This window comes from Mesorhizobium intechi (assembly GCF_002879535.1).
Lineage (GTDB): Bacteria > Pseudomonadota > Alphaproteobacteria > Rhizobiales > Rhizobiaceae > Mesorhizobium > Mesorhizobium intechi.
Genome location: NZ_PNOT02000049.1, coordinates 20864 through 35618 on the forward strand (window position 1 = coordinate 20864; position 14755 = coordinate 35618).

At 61.6% G+C, this 14755-nt stretch carries 14 protein-coding genes; all 14 read right to left on the bottom strand.

Annotation, left to right across the window (positions count from 1 at the left end; all coding sequences use genetic code 11):
- Positions 1 to 88 precede the first annotated feature (88 nt).
- Positions 89 to 1813 carry an ABC transporter substrate-binding protein gene (locus C1D09_RS04545; RefSeq protein WP_143973191.1) on the bottom strand — a complete coding sequence of 575 codons (1725 nt, stop codon included), beginning with the start codon at positions 1811 to 1813 and terminating at the stop codon, positions 89 to 91.
- Positions 1814 to 1892: 79 nt separating this feature from the next.
- Complete coding sequence (locus tag C1D09_RS04550; RefSeq protein WP_143973192.1) at positions 1893 to 2180, bottom strand: DUF2160 domain-containing protein; 288 nt, start codon at positions 2178 to 2180, stop codon at positions 1893 to 1895.
- A 2-nt stretch (positions 2181 to 2182) separates the two neighbouring features.
- Positions 2183 to 3064: a carbohydrate ABC transporter permease gene (locus tag C1D09_RS04555; RefSeq protein ID WP_425463401.1), complete on the bottom strand. Its 882-nt coding sequence runs from the start codon at positions 3062 to 3064 to the stop codon at positions 2183 to 2185.
- Between the two features lie 37 nt (positions 3065 to 3101).
- Complete coding sequence (locus C1D09_RS04560; RefSeq protein ID WP_143973194.1) at positions 3102 to 3968, bottom strand: carbohydrate ABC transporter permease; 867 nt, start codon at positions 3966 to 3968, stop codon at positions 3102 to 3104.
- A complete protein-coding gene (locus tag C1D09_RS04565) occupies positions 3969 to 5036 on the bottom strand; it encodes an ABC transporter ATP-binding protein (protein ID WP_143973195.1) in 1068 nt (355 codons plus the stop codon).
- Between the two features lie 10 nt (positions 5037 to 5046).
- Positions 5047 to 6126 (bottom strand): ABC transporter ATP-binding protein, encoded by a 1080-nt coding sequence (locus C1D09_RS04570; protein ID WP_143973196.1) that lies wholly within the window; start codon positions 6124 to 6126, stop codon positions 5047 to 5049.
- Positions 6127 to 6168: 42 nt separating this feature from the next.
- Positions 6169 to 7695, bottom strand: a complete 1527-nt coding sequence (gene glpD, locus C1D09_RS04575) for a glycerol-3-phosphate dehydrogenase (protein ID WP_143973197.1) — start codon at positions 7693 to 7695, stop codon at positions 6169 to 6171.
- Positions 7696 to 7822: 127 nt separating this feature from the next.
- A complete protein-coding gene (locus tag C1D09_RS04580; protein ID WP_010909603.1) occupies positions 7823 to 8590 on the bottom strand; it encodes a DeoR/GlpR family DNA-binding transcription regulator in 768 nt (255 codons plus the stop codon).
- 126 nt (positions 8591 to 8716) lie between these two features.
- On the bottom strand, positions 8717 to 10129 hold the full coding sequence (locus C1D09_RS04585) for a pyridoxal phosphate-dependent decarboxylase family protein (RefSeq protein ID WP_143973198.1): 1413 nt from the start codon (positions 10127 to 10129) through the stop codon (positions 8717 to 8719).
- Positions 10130 to 10211: 82 nt separating this feature from the next.
- Positions 10212 to 10943: a proteasome-type protease gene (locus tag C1D09_RS04590; protein WP_143973199.1), complete on the bottom strand. Its 732-nt coding sequence runs from the start codon at positions 10941 to 10943 to the stop codon at positions 10212 to 10214.
- Positions 10944 to 10974: 31 nt separating this feature from the next.
- The gene (locus C1D09_RS04595; RefSeq protein WP_143973200.1) at positions 10975 to 11766 is read right to left on the bottom strand and encodes a transglutaminase family protein; all 792 of its coding nucleotides are present in this window, start codon (positions 11764 to 11766) and stop codon (positions 10975 to 10977) included.
- 7 nt (positions 11767 to 11773) lie between these two features.
- Positions 11774 to 12715 (bottom strand): alpha-E domain-containing protein, encoded by a 942-nt coding sequence (locus C1D09_RS04600; protein ID WP_143973201.1) that lies wholly within the window; start codon positions 12713 to 12715, stop codon positions 11774 to 11776.
- Between the two features lie 91 nt (positions 12716 to 12806).
- The gene (locus C1D09_RS04605; protein ID WP_167514489.1) at positions 12807 to 14219 is read right to left on the bottom strand and encodes a circularly permuted type 2 ATP-grasp protein; all 1413 of its coding nucleotides are present in this window, start codon (positions 14217 to 14219) and stop codon (positions 12807 to 12809) included.
- Between the two features lie 170 nt (positions 14220 to 14389).
- Entirely contained in the window at positions 14390 to 14626 is a 237-nt protein-coding gene (locus tag C1D09_RS04610; protein WP_010909609.1) for an Lrp/AsnC family transcriptional regulator, read from the bottom strand.
- Positions 14627 to 14755 lie beyond the last annotated feature (129 nt).

Genomic DNA, 14755 nt, shown 5'->3' on the forward strand with positions numbered 1-14755 from the left:
CGTCCTCCGCCTTCACACAAACAGGGGAGACGGCAACATGCCGCCTCCCCCAATTTCACACGGACGCGAGCGTCCGCACAGGACAGTCCTATTTCTGCCAGCTCTTGACCAGTTCGTCGTAGTTGATGGTGATCGGCTTGTCCTTTTCCTTCTCGAGCTTCAGCTGAGGCGCCAGATTGCCGCCCTTGACCGCGTCGGCGTTCCAGTAGGCAAGGTCATGCTCTTCGGCCATCTTCGGTCCGATGTCGCCCTGGACACCGGATTTCTCGATACGTGCCATGACCTTTTCCTGATCGGCGCAGAGCGAATCCATGGCTTCCTGCGGTGTCTTGGCACCAGACGATGCGTCACCGATGTTCTGCCACCAGAGCTGCGCCAGCTTCGGATAGTCCGGCACGTTGGTCCCGGTCGGCGTCCACTGCACACGGGCCGGCGAGCGATAGAACTCGATCAGACCGCCGAGCTTCGGCGCACGTTCGGTGAAGCTCTTGTCATGGATCGTGGAGTCGCGAATGAAGGTCAGGCCAACCTGGCTCTTCTTCACATCGACGGTCTTCGAGGTGACGAACTGGGCATAAAGCCAGGCGGCCTTGGCGCGGTCGGTCGGCGTCGACTTCATCAGAGTCCAGGATCCGACGTCCTGATAGCCGAGCTTCATGCCGTCCTTCCAGTAGGAGCCGTGCGGAGACGGCGCCATGCGCCACTTCGGCGTGCCGTCGTCGTTCATCACCGGAAGGCCGGGCTTGACCATGTCGGCGGTGAACGCTGTGTACCAGAAGATCTGCTGGGCGACATTGCCTTGCGACGGCACGGGGCCGGATTCGGAGAAGGTCATGCCCTGGGCTTCCGGCGGCGCATAGGCTTTCAGCCAATCAAGATACTTCTGGATGGCATAGACCGATGCCGGTCCATTGGTGTCGCCGCCGCGCGCGGTGCACGAGCCGACAGGTCGCGAATTTGCATCGACCTTGATGCCCCATTCGTCGACCGGCACACCGTTCGGCAGGCCCTTGTCGCCATTGCCGGCCATCGACAGCCAGGCGTCCGTGAACCGCCAGCCGAGCGACGGATCCTTCTTGCCGTAGTCCATGTGGCCATAGACCTTCTTGCCGTTGACGTCGCGGCCCGTGAAGAATTCCGCGATGTCCTCATAGGCCGACCAGTTGACCGGCACGCCGAGCTCGTAGCCGTACTTGGCCTTGAAGTCGGCCTTGTTCTTCTCATCGTTGAACCAGTCGTAACGGAACCAGTAGAGGTTCGCGAACTGCTGGTCGGGAAGCTGGTAGAGCTTCTTGTCCGGCGCGGTGGTGAACTTGGTGCCGATGAAGTCGTTGACGTCGAGCATCGGATCGGTAACGTCCTTGCCTTCGCCCGCCATCCAGTCGGTCAGGTTGCGCACCTGCTGGTAACGCCAGTGCGTGCCGATCAGATCGGAATCGTTGACCCAGCCGTCATAGATGTTCTGGCCGGTCTGCATCTGGGTCTGGATCTTCTCGACGACGTCGCCTTCCTGGATGACGTCATGCGTGACCTTGATGCCGGTGATGGCGGTAAAGGCCGGTGCCAGCACCTGAGACTCGTACTGGTGGGTCGTCAAGGTTTCAGACACGACTTTGATTTCCATGCCCGCGAAGGGCTTGGCCGCGTCTATGAACCACTGCATTTGCTTTTCCTGGTCGGCGCGGGACAGCGTCGATACGTCGCCTATCTCTTTGTCCAGAAAGGCTTTTGCCTCATCCATCCCGGCATAGGCATTGCCTGCGCCGAGCAACAGGACAAGGGCCGTTGTTGATGTTAAAAATTGCCGTCGCATGTGTTTCCTCCACTGTTTCAGGTTTCAAGTGCGATCTGGAGCGGTCGCCGGCACGCGGCCGCTCCAACAGTTTCCCCCTCTATACGTAGCGGAACACGCCGACGGCGTAGACCACGGAGAGAGCGAGAGCCCACCAAAGGTTGGATCCAACGAGACCCAGCCAAGCGAGATGAATAAAGGCGCTGCCAAGCAACGACAGGAAAAGGCGATCGCCCCGCGTCGTCTCGAAGCGCAGGATGCCGACGCGCGGATTGCCGCCCGGCGAGGCGTATTCCCACGCCGCCATGCCGCACAGCAACAGCAGGACGGTCACGAAGAAGGCCGCCGTCGGCCACGTCCACGCCATCCAGGAGAGGTCTAGGTTCATGATCACACCCTCCCCAGGGCAAAGCCCTTGGCGATATAATTTCGCACGAACCAGATGACCAGCGCGCCCGGGATCAGCGTCAGCACGCCTGCGGCGGCGAGCAGGCCCCAATCCATGCCCGCGGCCGAAACGGTGCGCGTCATGGTGGCGGCGATCGGCTTGGCGTCGGTGGTGGTCAGGGTGCGTGCGATCAGCAATTCGACCCACGAGAACATGAAGCAGAAGAAGCAGGCGACACCGATGCCGCTCGCGATCAGCGGCATGAAGATTCTCACGAAGAAGCGTGGGAAGGAATAGCCGTCGATATAGGCCGTCTCGTCGATTTCCTTCGGCACGCCCGACATGAAGCCCTCGAGAATCCACACCGCCAGCGGAACGTTGAACAGGCAATGCGCCAGCGCCACCGCGATATGTGTGTCGATCAGGCCGAACGCCGAGTAGAGCTGGAAGAACGGCAGTGCGAACACCGCCGGCGGCGCCATGCGGTTGGTCAGCAGCCAGAAGAACAGATGCTTGTCGCCAAGGAAGCGGTAGCGCGAGAAGGCGTAGGCCGCCGGCAGCGCCACCGATACCGAAATCACCATGTTCATGACCACATAGGTGATCGAGTTGATGTAGCCGGAATACCAGGCCTTCTCGGTGAAGATGGTGACGTAGTTGGCGATTGTCGGCGTGTGCGGGTAGAGCGTCATCGAGTTGACGATCTCGGCATTGGTCTTGAAGCTCATGTTGATGAGCCAGTAGATCGGCAGCAAAAGCACGATGATGTAGAGCGTCGGCACGATCCACCACCAGCGCGATTCTTCGCCGCGCCGGCGCATGCGCCTGTCGAGATCGCTCTGCGACAGCGTACCGGCGAGACCTTCGGAGGCGGTCCCGTTCATCGCATTGCGCTCGGTTCGTTCATTGGCGCCAGCCATTTCAGCGCTCCGCGTCGTAATTGGTCATCACGGTGTAGAACACCCATGACAACAACAGGATGATGAGGAAGTAGACCAGCGACATGGCGGCGGCCGGGCCAAGGTCGAACTGGCCGAGCGCCGTCTTGACGAGGTCGATCGACAGGAAGGTCGTCGAGTTGCCCGGCCCGCCGCCGGTGACGACGAACGGTTCGGTGTAGATCATGAAACTGTCCATGAAGCGCAGCAGCACGGCGATCAAAAGCACGCGCTGCATCTTCGGCAGCTGGATGTAGCGAAACACCGCCCAGCGTGAGGCCCCGTCGATCTTGGCCGCCTGGTAGAAGGCATCGGGGATCGAGACCAGTCCGGCGTAGCAGAGCAGCACGACGAGGCTGGTCCAGTGCCAGACATCCATGACGATGATCGTCACCCAGGCGTCGAACGGATCCTGCACGTAATTGTAGTCGATGCCGATCGCGTTAAGGTAATAGCCCAGCAGCCCGATGTCGTTGCGTCCGAACACCTGCCAGATGGTGCCGACGACGTTCCACGGGATGAGCAGCGGCAGGGACATCAGCACCAGGCACATTGGCACGCCCCATCCCTTCTTCGGCATGTTGAGCGCGATGAAGATGCCGAGCGGCACCTCGATCGCCAGGATGATGAAGGAAAAGATCAGGTTGCGGACCATCGCTTCCCAGAAGCGGCTGGACGACAGCAGTTCCTCGAACCATTCGGTGCCGGCCCAGGTGAAGACATTGTTGCCGAACGTGTCCTGCACCGAATAGTTGACGACTGTCATCAGCGGTATGACGGCGGTGAAGGCTACCAGCACCAGCACCGGCAGCACGAGGAACCAGGCCTTGTTGTTCCACGTCTTGTCCATCTATGCCCCCATCTCGACACGCCAGGAATCGGCATAGATGTTGATGCCGGCCGGATCGAACCGCATCTTCGGTTCGGCTGGCACGGTCTCGTCCTCGCCGATGACGGCAGCGATGTCCCTGCCTTCCAGCTTGGCGCGAACCACCTTGTGGCGGCCGAGATCCTCGACCTTGCTGATCGAGACGGCCATGCCGTCACGGCCGAGCCGCACATATTCGGGGCGGATGCCGAGTTCGACGGCGCCGCCGGCGGCTTTGGGCGCGCCCGGCAGTTCGATCCGCTGCGAGCCGAGCGTCGCCGTCTTGCCGTCGATCGCCACCGGCATGACATTCATGCCCGGCGAACCGATGAAATAACCGACAAAAGTATGGCGCGGCCGCTCGAACAGTTCCGCCGGCGTGCCGATCTGCACGATGCCGCCATCATACATGACGACGACCTGGTCGGCGAAGGTCAGCGCCTCGGTCTGGTCGTGGGTGACGTACACCATGGTGTAGCCGAAGCGGCGATGCAGTTGCTTCAATTGCGAGCGCAGCACCCACTTCATGTGCGGGTCGATCACCGTCAACGGCTCATCGAACAGGATGGCGTTGACGTCGGAGCGCACCAGCCCGCGGCCGAGCGAGATCTTCTGCTTCTGGTCGGCGGTCAGGCCCCTCGCCTTCTTCTTGGCCCAGGACGCCAGATCGATCATCTCCAGCGTCTCGCGCACCTTGCGGTCGACATCGGCCTCCGGCACGCCGCGATTGCGTAGCGGGAAGGCCAGATTGTCGTAGACGGTCATGGTGTCGTAGATGACCGGAAACTGGAACACCTGCGCGATGTTGCGTTCCTGCGTCGACAGACCGGTCACGTCCCGGCCGTTGAACAGCAACTGGCCGTGCGAGGGATGCAGCAGGCCCGAAATGATGTTGAGCAGCGTGGTCTTGCCGCAGCCGGACGGCCCGAGCAGCGCATAGGCGCCGCCATCCTCGAATGTGTGGTGCACTTCCCTGAGCGCGAAATCTGCATCCTTCTGGGGGTTCGGCAGATAGGAATGCCTGATGTGGTTGACGTCGATGCGCGCCATATCGCCCTCCTCAAGCCGCCAGCTTCGGTGCGGTCACGGCACGGCCGTGCTCGTCGAAAACCATGATGTGACGCGGATCGATGAACACCTCGACCACTTCGTCGGTCTCGAAATCCCTGATGCCGTGGGTCAGCATGACCCAGCGCACGTCGGCAAAATCCAGATGGATGAAACTCTCCGACCCGGTGATCTCGGTGATCGTCACCTTTGCCCGCACTGGCACGGCGCTGGCGTTGGGCCGTTCAAGGGATAGGTGGTGCGGCTGAAAACCGATTGTGTAGTTGCCGTCGGCGATGCCGACGAGTTCGGGCGGCACCGGCAGCTTCACCCCGCCTTCGAGCAGGAAGTCGGCGCCCTTCTTGGCCAGCACGATGGTGTTGAGCGGCGGATCGGCGAAGGTCCTCGCTGTCACCAGGTCGACCGGCTTGCGGAAGACGTCGATGGTCGGTCCGAACTGCGTGATGCGGCCTTCCGACAGCGTTGCCGTGTTGCCGCCGAGCAGCAGCGCCTCGTGCGGTTCGGTCGTGGCGTAGACGAAGATGGTGCCGGCGGCGGCAAAGATCCTCGGCAGTTCGGCCCGCAACTCCTCGCGCAATTTGTAGTCGAGATTGGCGAGCGGCTCGTCGAGCAGCACCAGGCTGGCATTCTTGACGATGGCGCGAGCCAGTGCGGTGCGCTGCTGCTGGCCGCCCGACAGGCTGAGCGGCGTGCGGTCCAGATAGGGCGTCAGCTTCAGCAGCGCCGCGGCCTCGCGCACCTGGCTGTCGATCTTGCCTTGCTCTGCGCCGGCCACCCGGAGCGGCGAGGCGATGTTTTCATAGACGGTCATCGCCGGATAGTTGATGAACTGCTGGTAGACCATGGCGATCTTGCGCTTCTGCACCGTCGTGCCGGTGACATCATGGCCGTCGAACCACACCGAGCCCGTAGTCGGCACATCGAGACCGGCCATCAGCCGCATCAGGCTGGTCTTGCCGGACAGCGTCGGCCCGAGCAGAACGTTGAGCGAGCCATGCTCGAGCGTCAGCGACACATCGCGTATGTGCTCGACCGCACCAACCGTCTTGGTGACGTTCCTCAGTTCAAGCATGACGCCTCCTCCCGGGCTTCCCGCATCAGCTCAAGACCCTCTTCATTCGGCGGCCGCGACGTGCCGCCGGCTTATGCCGCGCATGAATTCATCGAGTGCCGCCACCTGCTCGCGGTTGAGATGCAGGCCGCGCTTGGTGCGACGCCACAGGACATCCTCTGATGTGACGGCCCATTCATTTTCAACGAGATAGCGCACTTCGGCCTCATAGAGATCACCGCCGAAACTGCGGCCGAGCTCGGCATTCGACTTGGCAAGCCCGAGCAGAAGCTGAGCCCGCGTTCCGTAAAGCCGCGTCAGCCGCCGGGCGAGGCGCGCATCGAGGAAAGGATAGGCTGTCTTCAGCTTCGCCACCTGTGCGTCGAACCCGGTCGCCGGGAAATCGCCGCCCGGCAGCGGCGCGTCCGATGTCCACGGCCTGCCGCGCTTGCCGAGAAAACCTTCGATCTTCTCCAGCATCGATTCCGACAGCCGGCGGTAGGTGGTGATCTTGCCGCCGAAGGCATTGACGATCGGAGCTGTCCCCTCACCGCCATCGGCCTTCAGCACATAATCACGCGTCGCCTCCTGCGCCTTGGAGGCGCCGTCGTCGTAGAGCGGGCGCACGGCCGAATAGGTCCAGACGATGTCGGAGCGCTTCACGGGTTGAGCGAAATACTCGCTGGCTGCGGCGCAGAGATAATCGATCTCGGTGTCGCTGATCTTCACATCGTGCGGATCGCCGGGATAGTCCCGGTCGGTGGTGCCGATCAGTGTGAACTCGTCCTCGTAGGGAATGGCGAAAATGATGCGGCCATCCTTGTTCTGGAAGAAATAGGCGCGCGGATCGTCGAACTTCTTGGCGATGACGATATGGCTGCCCTGCACCAGACGGACATTGTGCACATCGTTCAGGCCGACGACGCCGGAAAGCACATGATCGACCCACGGTCCGGCGGCATTGACCAGCAGCCGCGCCATGATCTCTTCCGTCTCGCCGCTCTGCAGGTTCTCGATCTTGATTGTCCAAAGGCCGTTTTCGCGGCGCGCGCCGACCACTTTCGTGCGGGTCCGGATCGTCGCACCACGATCGGCGGCATCACGTGCGTTGAGCGCCACCAAGCGCGCATCATTGACCCAGCCGTCGGAATATTCGAATGCCTTTTTGAACAACGGCTTCAAAGGCTTCCCCGCCGGATCCCTCGCCATGTCGAGCGTCCTGGTCGCCGGCAGCAATTTGCGCCCGCCAATGTGGTCGTATAGGAACAGGCCGAGCCGGATCAGCCAGGCCGGACGCAGCCCCTTGGCATAGGGCAACACGAAGCGCATCGGCCAGATGATGTGCGGCGCGTTCTTCCACAGAACCTCGCGCTCCATCAGCGCCTCGCGCACCAGGCGGAACTCGTAGAATTCGAGATAGCGCAGGCCGCCATGGATCAGCTTGGTCGAACCGGAGGAGGTTCCGCTGGCGAGGTCGTTCATCTCGGCGAGAAAAACCGAAAACCCGCGTCCAACGGCATCGCGGGCTATGCCGCAACCGTTGATACCGCCACCTATGACGAAAATATCCCGGACTGAAGACGTGTCCACTTAACTCCTCCACGATTTCGCATTGCACCATTTTTGGTCTTTTGCGAAACCGTGGCGGAATTATTTCGAACTCATAACGAATGTCAAACGAAATATCACAGACCCGTGAGGGGATCGGGTCAGGACGTCACCCGAGCGACGTCTCGATCAGCTGAACCTCGGCCTCCTGGCAGATCTTGCGCACCGATGGGATGTCGCAGCGGTCGGTGATGAAGGTGTTGACCTGCGACAGATGACCGATGCGCACCGGCGCCGTGCGCTCGAACTTCGTCTGGTCGGAGACCAGAATCACATGCCTGGCATTGGCAATGATCGCTTGCGCCACCTTCACCTCGCGAAAATCGAAGTCGAGCAACGCGCCGTCATGGTCGATAGCCGAGGCGCCGATAACGGCGTAGTCGACCTTGAACTGCCTGATGAAATCGACCGCCGCCTCGCCGACCACGCCGCCATCCGACCCCCGCACCACCCCGCCGGCAATCACCACCTCGATCGAAGGATATATACGCATCCTATTGGCAACATTGATATTATTGGTGATCACCATCAAGCCGTTATGGTCGAGCAACGCCTTGCTGACCGCTTCCGTCGTGGTGCCGATGTTGATGAACAGCGAGGCGTTGTCGGGGATCAGCCTTGCCGCCGCGCGGCCGATGGCTTCCTTCTCGTCCGCGGCGATCTTGCGCCGAGCCTCATACTCCATGTTCTCGATACCGGACGGGAACAATGCCCCGCCATGAATGCGGGAAAGCAGACGCTGGTCACAGAGATCATTGAGGTCCTTGCGAATGGTCTGCGGCGTCACATTGAAATGCGTGGCCAGGTCGTCGACCAGCACGCGGCCGTGGTCCTTGGCCATCTGGATGATCTCGGCATGGCGTGGCGACAGATACATTGGCGGCCTCCCGTTTTCGTTTTTCTTGTATATAGCCGAAAACGAAAGCAATGAAAAGGCGTAAGCCGGCTAAGGGAAATCGCCTGATTGCAAATGCAAACTCCGGCGCAATCCTGTACTCGCCTGTTAGGCCATGCCGCGCGCGATTTCGGTGATGACGGCAAAAGCCGCATCGACATCGCTGGCGGTCGCCTCGAACTGGCCGACCTGGAAGCGGATTGCCACCTGCCCGTCGACCCTCGTCTGCGTCAGGTAGATGCGGCCATCGTCGTTGATCGCATTGACCAGCCGCAGATTGTGCGCGTCGGCATCGGCGCTCGAGGCCGCCTTGTGCCGGAACGAAAACAGCGACAGCATCGGTTGGCTGACGATCTCGAAATCCGGCTCCTTTGCCAGCCGCGCCGCGAGACCCTCGCTCCACGCCACATGGTTGCGGATCATGGTGCGCAGGTTTTCCAGCCCGTGGGCACGCAGCAGGAACCACAATTTCAGGGCGCGAAACCGGCGGCCGAGCGGCACCGACCATTCGGAATAGTTGATGATGCCGTCACGTCCGTGCGTCTTGAGGAATTCGGGCTTGATCGCCAGCGTACGCACCAGGTCTTCCGGCTGTCGCAAGAACTGGATGGAGCAGTCAAACTGCGCGCCCAGCCATTTGTGCGGGTTGAAGACGACAGAATCAGCCTGTTCGGCGCCGGCCCAGAAATGACGATACTCCGGGCAGATCATTGCCGACCCGGCCCAAGCGGCATCGACATGAAAATAGAGCCCATGCCGGCGCGCGACGCCGGCGACCGCGGCGATGTCGTCCGTGCCACCGATGCTGGTTCCACCGACGCTGCCTATGATGCCGGCAGGCAGCATTCCAGCCGCGCGGTCAGCGACGATTGCCGCTTCCAGTGTTGCTGGATCCATGGAGCGGAACTGGCCGCTGACGGGAATGCGCACCAGATTGTCCTCGCCGATGCCCGACACCCAGATCGCGCGGTCGATCGACGTGTGCACCTGATCCGAGGAATAGATGCGCAACTGGCCCTGCCCGACCAACCCCTTTCTGTTGCCTTGCCAGTCCAGCGCGCGCTCGCGCATGGTCAGCACGGCGGCCAGTGTCGCCGACGAGGCCGAATCCTGGATGACGCCGGAAAATCCCTCGGGCAGGCCAAGTGCCTGGCGCATCCAGTCGACGACCCGCGTCTCGAGTTCGGTCGCAGCCGGCGACGTCTGCCAAAGCATGCATTGCGCAGCCACCGCGGAGACGAGATACTCCGCCACCACCGAAACCGGCGCCGCGTTGGCCGGGAAATAGGCGAAGAAGCGCGGGTGCTGCCAATGCGTCATGCCCGGCACGATCTTCTCTTCGAAGTCGGCGAAGATCCTGTCCATCGGTTCGGCGTCTTCCGGCGGCGAGGCCTCAACGCTCCTGAAAATGTCACCCGGTTCGACCAGCGGCCGCACCGGCCGCTCGCGCAATGAATTGCGATAGTCGGCGCCCCAGTCGGCGGCACGTCGCGACCACTGCCGGAACTCGTCATTGTTCATCCTGTCCTCCCGACACGATCGCAATGCCGGCACTCTTCGCCCGGCTCTCAATATATGCAAGCGCACATGGCTGCCGCGCGCCCTACCCCGGAAAATCCGGCAGGCTGGCAAAGGCGGTCTTCAGCGCATTCGACCAGCCATCGGAGATGGTACGGTAATACTGGTCGTCCTGAGCGATCCGCTTCTTCAGGCCAACCTTGAAGGCGTCCTTCTCCAGGAACAGCAGGTCGAGCGGCAGGCCGACCGACAGGTTCGACTTGAGTGTCGAATCGAACGACACCAGCAGCAGCTTCACCGTCTCGGCCAGGCTCATCGTCCGCTCATAAGCGCGGATGATGATTGGTTTGCCGTATTTGGTCTCGCCGATCTGGAAGAACGGCGTGTCGTCGGTCGATTCAATGAAGTTGCCCTCGGGATAGATCATGAACAGCCGCGGCGGACTGCCCATGATCTGCCCGCCGAGGATGAACGAGGCGTTGAAATAGGAATCTGCCTTCTCGCCGGCGGGAGACGATTGCGCGATCACCTCTTTCACCGTGTCCCCCACCAATCGCACCGTCTGGTACATGGACGGCGTCTCGAGCAGTTTCTCGTGACGGTCGGTCACCGCCTTGGTGCGTTCGTCGAGCAGGCTGACCACGGCCTGCGTCGTCGCCAGATTGCCGGCCGACATCAAGACGATGACACGCTCACCCGGCTGTTCCCATACATGCATCTTCTTGAAGGTCGAGATCGAATCCATGCCGGCATTGGTGCGCGTGTCCGACATGAACACGAGCCCGCGATCGATCTTCAGGCCGACGCAATAGGTCATGGAATCTCTTCTGGCACTAATCCTTGCGGGATTACTGCTCTACCGTGACGGCGACCGCAAGCCGTTCTTCCGCCTGTCCCAGTCGAATTCCCGACACCGGCGAGGCGTCGCGGTAGTCGCGACCGGTAGCCACCTTCACATAACGTTCGTCGGGAGAAATGCCGTTGGCGGGGTCGAAGGCAACCCAGCCGAGGCCCGCAACATGCGCTTCGGCCCAGGCATGGCTTGCCGCCTGCTCGACAGCATCCATCATCAGATAGCCGGAGACGTAGCGCGACGGAAATCCCATGGCGCGCGCGGCGGCGGCAAAGATATGGCTATGATCCTGGCAAACCCCGGCCTTCAGCGCCAGCGCCTCTTCGGCCGGTGTGGTCGCCTTGGTGCTGCCTGGCGTGTAGGCGACGCGCTCGCCGATCATGGCCATCAGCCGGTGCAGCCTTTCTATGTCGGTTCCCGTGCCGACCGCTTCGGCCAGCTTACGGATGCCGCCACCGATGGCGGTCAGGGGCGTTTCCTGCGCGAACAGCCACAACGGCGCAAACCCCTGATGCGACCCGCAAACGCCTGACGTGTCGCGCGTCACCACCTCGCCGGACGCCTCGACGGTGATGAAGTCGTGGCCGCCCTCGACACTCAGCAGTCTTGTGTCGTTGCCGTAGTGATCGGTAAACCGCACTTCCTCGCGCGCGCCTTCGACCTTCAGCGCCCAGGACAGCACCGTCTGCGTCTGCCCGCTGACCGGAAGCAAACGCAGCCGCTGCAACAGATATTGCACCGGCGCGTCGTAGCGATATTCGGTCCGGTGGGTGATCTTGAGTCGCATGGAGCCCTCAATAAAACCGGTAATCCTGCGCGATCTCGTCGCCGAGCCGGGTGTTGTCGCGAATGAACCCGGCGAGGAACTCGTGCAGACCCGCGTCGAATATATCCTTGATCGACCCGGCCCTCAGCATAGCTTGCGTTTTTTCCGCCGTCGCGTGGCAGGGGTGGCGTTCGCCGTAATCGTCGCTCAGGAATTTCAGATGTTCGGACAGGAAGCGGTAGCAGAAGGTCAATGAACGCGGCATGCGGACGTTGAGGATCAGGTAGTCGGCGATGTTGGTCGGCTTGTAGTCCGCATCATAGACCCAACGGTAGGAGCGGTGCGCTGACACCGAGCGCAGGATCGATTCCCATTGATAGTTGTCGAGCGTCGAACCAACCCATGAGATCGACGGCAGCAGCACGTAATATTTGACGTCAAGGATGCGCGCAGTGTTGTCAGCGCGCTCGACATAGGTGCCGAGCTGCGAGAAGTCGAAAATCTCGTTGCGCAGCATGGTGCCGTAGAACGAGCCGCGGATCAGCGCCGTTTCGCGCTTGATGGCATCGAGGACGCTTGGCAGGTCGCGCTCGTCGATCGGCCTCGCCAGCATCCGCTTCAGCGACATCCAGGCTTCGTTGATGCTTTCCCAGGTCTCGCGAGTCAGCGCGGTGCGCACCATGCGGGCATTGTTGCGGGCCGTCTCGATCGACGACATGGTGCTCGACGGGTTCGAGGTGTCGCGCAAAAGGAAATCAGCGACATCGGCGGCCGTATAGTCCGAATACTTCTGCTTGAAGGCGACGTCGGAGCCGGCGCTGAGCAGCACCGAGTTCCATTCCTCCGACGCGCTTTGCGTGCGGGTCAGCGCCATGCGCAGGCCGGCATCGACCAGCCGCGCCATGTTTTCGGCCCGCTCGATGTAGCGGTTCATCCAGTAGAGCCCGTTGGCGGTGCGGCCCAAAAGCATATCAGCTTGCTCCGGTGTCGGGCGAATAGCGAATAGCGCGTGGCGAATAGGGAAGAATACGTCTCATGATTGCTGCGTCCCCCTGCTCGTCTCAATCATCCAACACCCAGGTATCTTTCGTTCCCCCGCCCTGCGACGAGTTCACGACCAGAGAGCCCTCCTTCAACGCCACGCGCGTCAGTCCGCCGGGCACGATCTGGATCCGGTCGGAAACCAGCACGTAGGGCCTGAGGTCGACATGGCGCGGCGCCAGTCCCTTGTCGGTCAGGATCGGGCAAGTCGACAGCGCAAGTGTCGGTTGGGCGATATAGTTCGAAGGTTTCGCCGCCAGTTTCTTGGCGAAGGCCTCGCACTCCTTCTTGGTCGCCGCCGGTCCGACCAGCATGCCGTAGCCGCCGGAGCCGTGCACTTCCTTGATCACCAGTTCATGGATGTGCTCCAGCACATATTTCAGGCTGTCCGGCTCCGAACAGCGCCAGGTCGGGATATTGCCGAGGATCGCCTTGCGGCCGGTGTAGAATTCGACGATCTCGGGCATGTAGGAATAAATCGCCTTGTCGTCGGCGATGCCGGTTCCCGGTGCGTTGGCGATGGTGATGTTGCCGGCGCGATAGACATCCATGATGCCGGGTATGCCGAGGGCCGAATCCGGCCGGAAGGTCAGCGGGTCCAGGAAGGAATCGTCGACGCGGCGGTAGAGCACGTCGATTTGCTTGTAGCCTTCGGTCGTGCGCATCGCGACATGGCCGTCGACGACGCGCAGATCCTGGCCCTCGACCAGCTGCACGCCCATCTGGTCGGCAAGGAAGGCGTGTTCGAAATAGGCGGAATTGAAGCTGCCGGGCGTCAGCACAGCGATGGTCGGCGCGCCCTTGGTGCTTTGCGGGCGAACCGCCGCCAGCGACTGGCGCAGCAGCTGCGGGTAGTTCTCCACCGGCCGCACCTTGATCTTCTGGAACAGCTCGGGGAACAGCTGCATCATCGTCTCGCGGTTCTCCAGCATGTAGGAGACGCCGGACGGGGTGCGCGCATTGTCCTCCAGCACGTAGAACTCGTCCTCGCTGATGCGCACGATATCGACGCCGATGATGTGGGTATAGACGCCGGCCGGCGGCCGCACCCCGATCATCTCCGGCAGGAACGCCTCGTTCCTGGCGATCAGGTCCCTGGGAACGCGGCCGGCGCGTAGGATCTCCTGGCGATGGTAGATGTCGTCGAGGAAGGCGTTCAGCGCCTGCACGCGCTGCTCGATGCCTTGCGTCAGGCGCCGCCACTCATTGCCGGAAATGATGCGCGGGACGATGTCGAAGGGGATCAGCCGCTCGGAGGCTTCCTGCTCGCCATAGACGGCGAAAGTGATGCCGGTCTTGCGGAAGACGCGTTCGGCGTCCTTCATCTTCTCGGTAAGTCTGGCTGGATCCTGCTCCTTCAGCCAGCGATCATAAGCCGAATACGGTCGTCTCAATCCGGAAACTTCCGGAAGCATTTCATCGAACGCTGCCAATCGCATACTCCCCTGTGAAGCCATTTCACTGGCGTCGCCGAAGAAAATCAAGCGCAATCGGTGATTTGGGAGATGCGGAGGATCAGTATGTTGCTGCTGCCTAAAATTGAGGCAGTCGAAATACGACCTTGATCAGGCTTTGCCTCGTGCCCGGGCAAATGCCTTCCCGGCTAGAAGGCGCGGAAGGTGACGACCGTGAACGTGTCCTTGATGCCGGGGAGAATCTGCACCTTCTCGTTGACGAAATGGCCGACATCTTCCTCGTCATCGACATAGAATTTGGCGAGCAGGTCGTAATTGCCGGCGGTGGAATAGATTTCCGAAGCGATCTCGGCATCGGCAAGCGCGCTGGCGACCTCATAGGATTTGCCCAACTCGCATTTGATCTGCACGAAAAACGCCTTCATGGCTTCGTCCCGCTAAACGTCCAAGTCCAAGCGGCCCTTCTGGCAGACTGGAGGCGCCCTTTCAAGCACTGGAATCCGCACTGAGCCGGCGCTGCCCCTGGCCACGGCCTCGCGCAGCGCCGCGACAGG

What these genes read in the sequence shown, in the direction of transcription:
- C1D09_RS04580 (WP_010909603.1), bottom strand. Translation starts at nt 8,590, where the DNA reads ATGTATCTGTCGCCACGCCATGCCGAGATCATCCAGATGGCCAAGGAC.
- C1D09_RS04600 (WP_143973201.1), bottom strand. Translation starts at nt 12,715, where the DNA reads ATGCTTTTGGGCCGCACCGCCAACGGGCTCTACTGGATGAACCGCTAC.
- C1D09_RS04595 (WP_143973200.1), bottom strand. Translation starts at nt 11,766, where the DNA reads ATGCGACTCAAGATCACCCACCGGACCGAATATCGCTACGACGCGCCG.
- C1D09_RS04550 (WP_143973192.1), bottom strand. Translation starts at nt 2,180, where the DNA reads ATGAACCTAGACCTCTCCTGGATGGCGTGGACGTGGCCGACGGCGGCC.
- C1D09_RS04590 (WP_143973199.1), bottom strand. Translation starts at nt 10,943, where the DNA reads ATGACCTATTGCGTCGGCCTGAAGATCGATCGCGGGCTCGTGTTCATG.
- C1D09_RS04565 (WP_143973195.1), bottom strand. Translation starts at nt 5,036, where the DNA reads ATGGCGCGCATCGACGTCAACCACATCAGGCATTCCTATCTGCCGAAC.
- C1D09_RS04560 (WP_143973194.1), bottom strand. Translation starts at nt 3,968, where the DNA reads ATGGACAAGACGTGGAACAACAAGGCCTGGTTCCTCGTGCTGCCGGTG.
- C1D09_RS04570 (WP_143973196.1), bottom strand. Translation starts at nt 6,126, where the DNA reads ATGCTTGAACTGAGGAACGTCACCAAGACGGTTGGTGCGGTCGAGCAC.
- C1D09_RS04610 (WP_010909609.1), bottom strand. Translation starts at nt 14,626, where the DNA reads ATGAAGGCGTTTTTCGTGCAGATCAAATGCGAGTTGGGCAAATCCTAT.
- C1D09_RS04555 (WP_425463401.1), bottom strand. Translation starts at nt 3,064, where the DNA reads ATGAACGGGACCGCCTCCGAAGGTCTCGCCGGTACGCTGTCGCAGAGC.
- C1D09_RS04545 (WP_143973191.1), bottom strand. Translation starts at nt 1,813, where the DNA reads ATGCGACGGCAATTTTTAACATCAACAACGGCCCTTGTCCTGTTGCTC.
- C1D09_RS04585 (WP_143973198.1), bottom strand. Translation starts at nt 10,129, where the DNA reads ATGAACAATGACGAGTTCCGGCAGTGGTCGCGACGTGCCGCCGACTGG.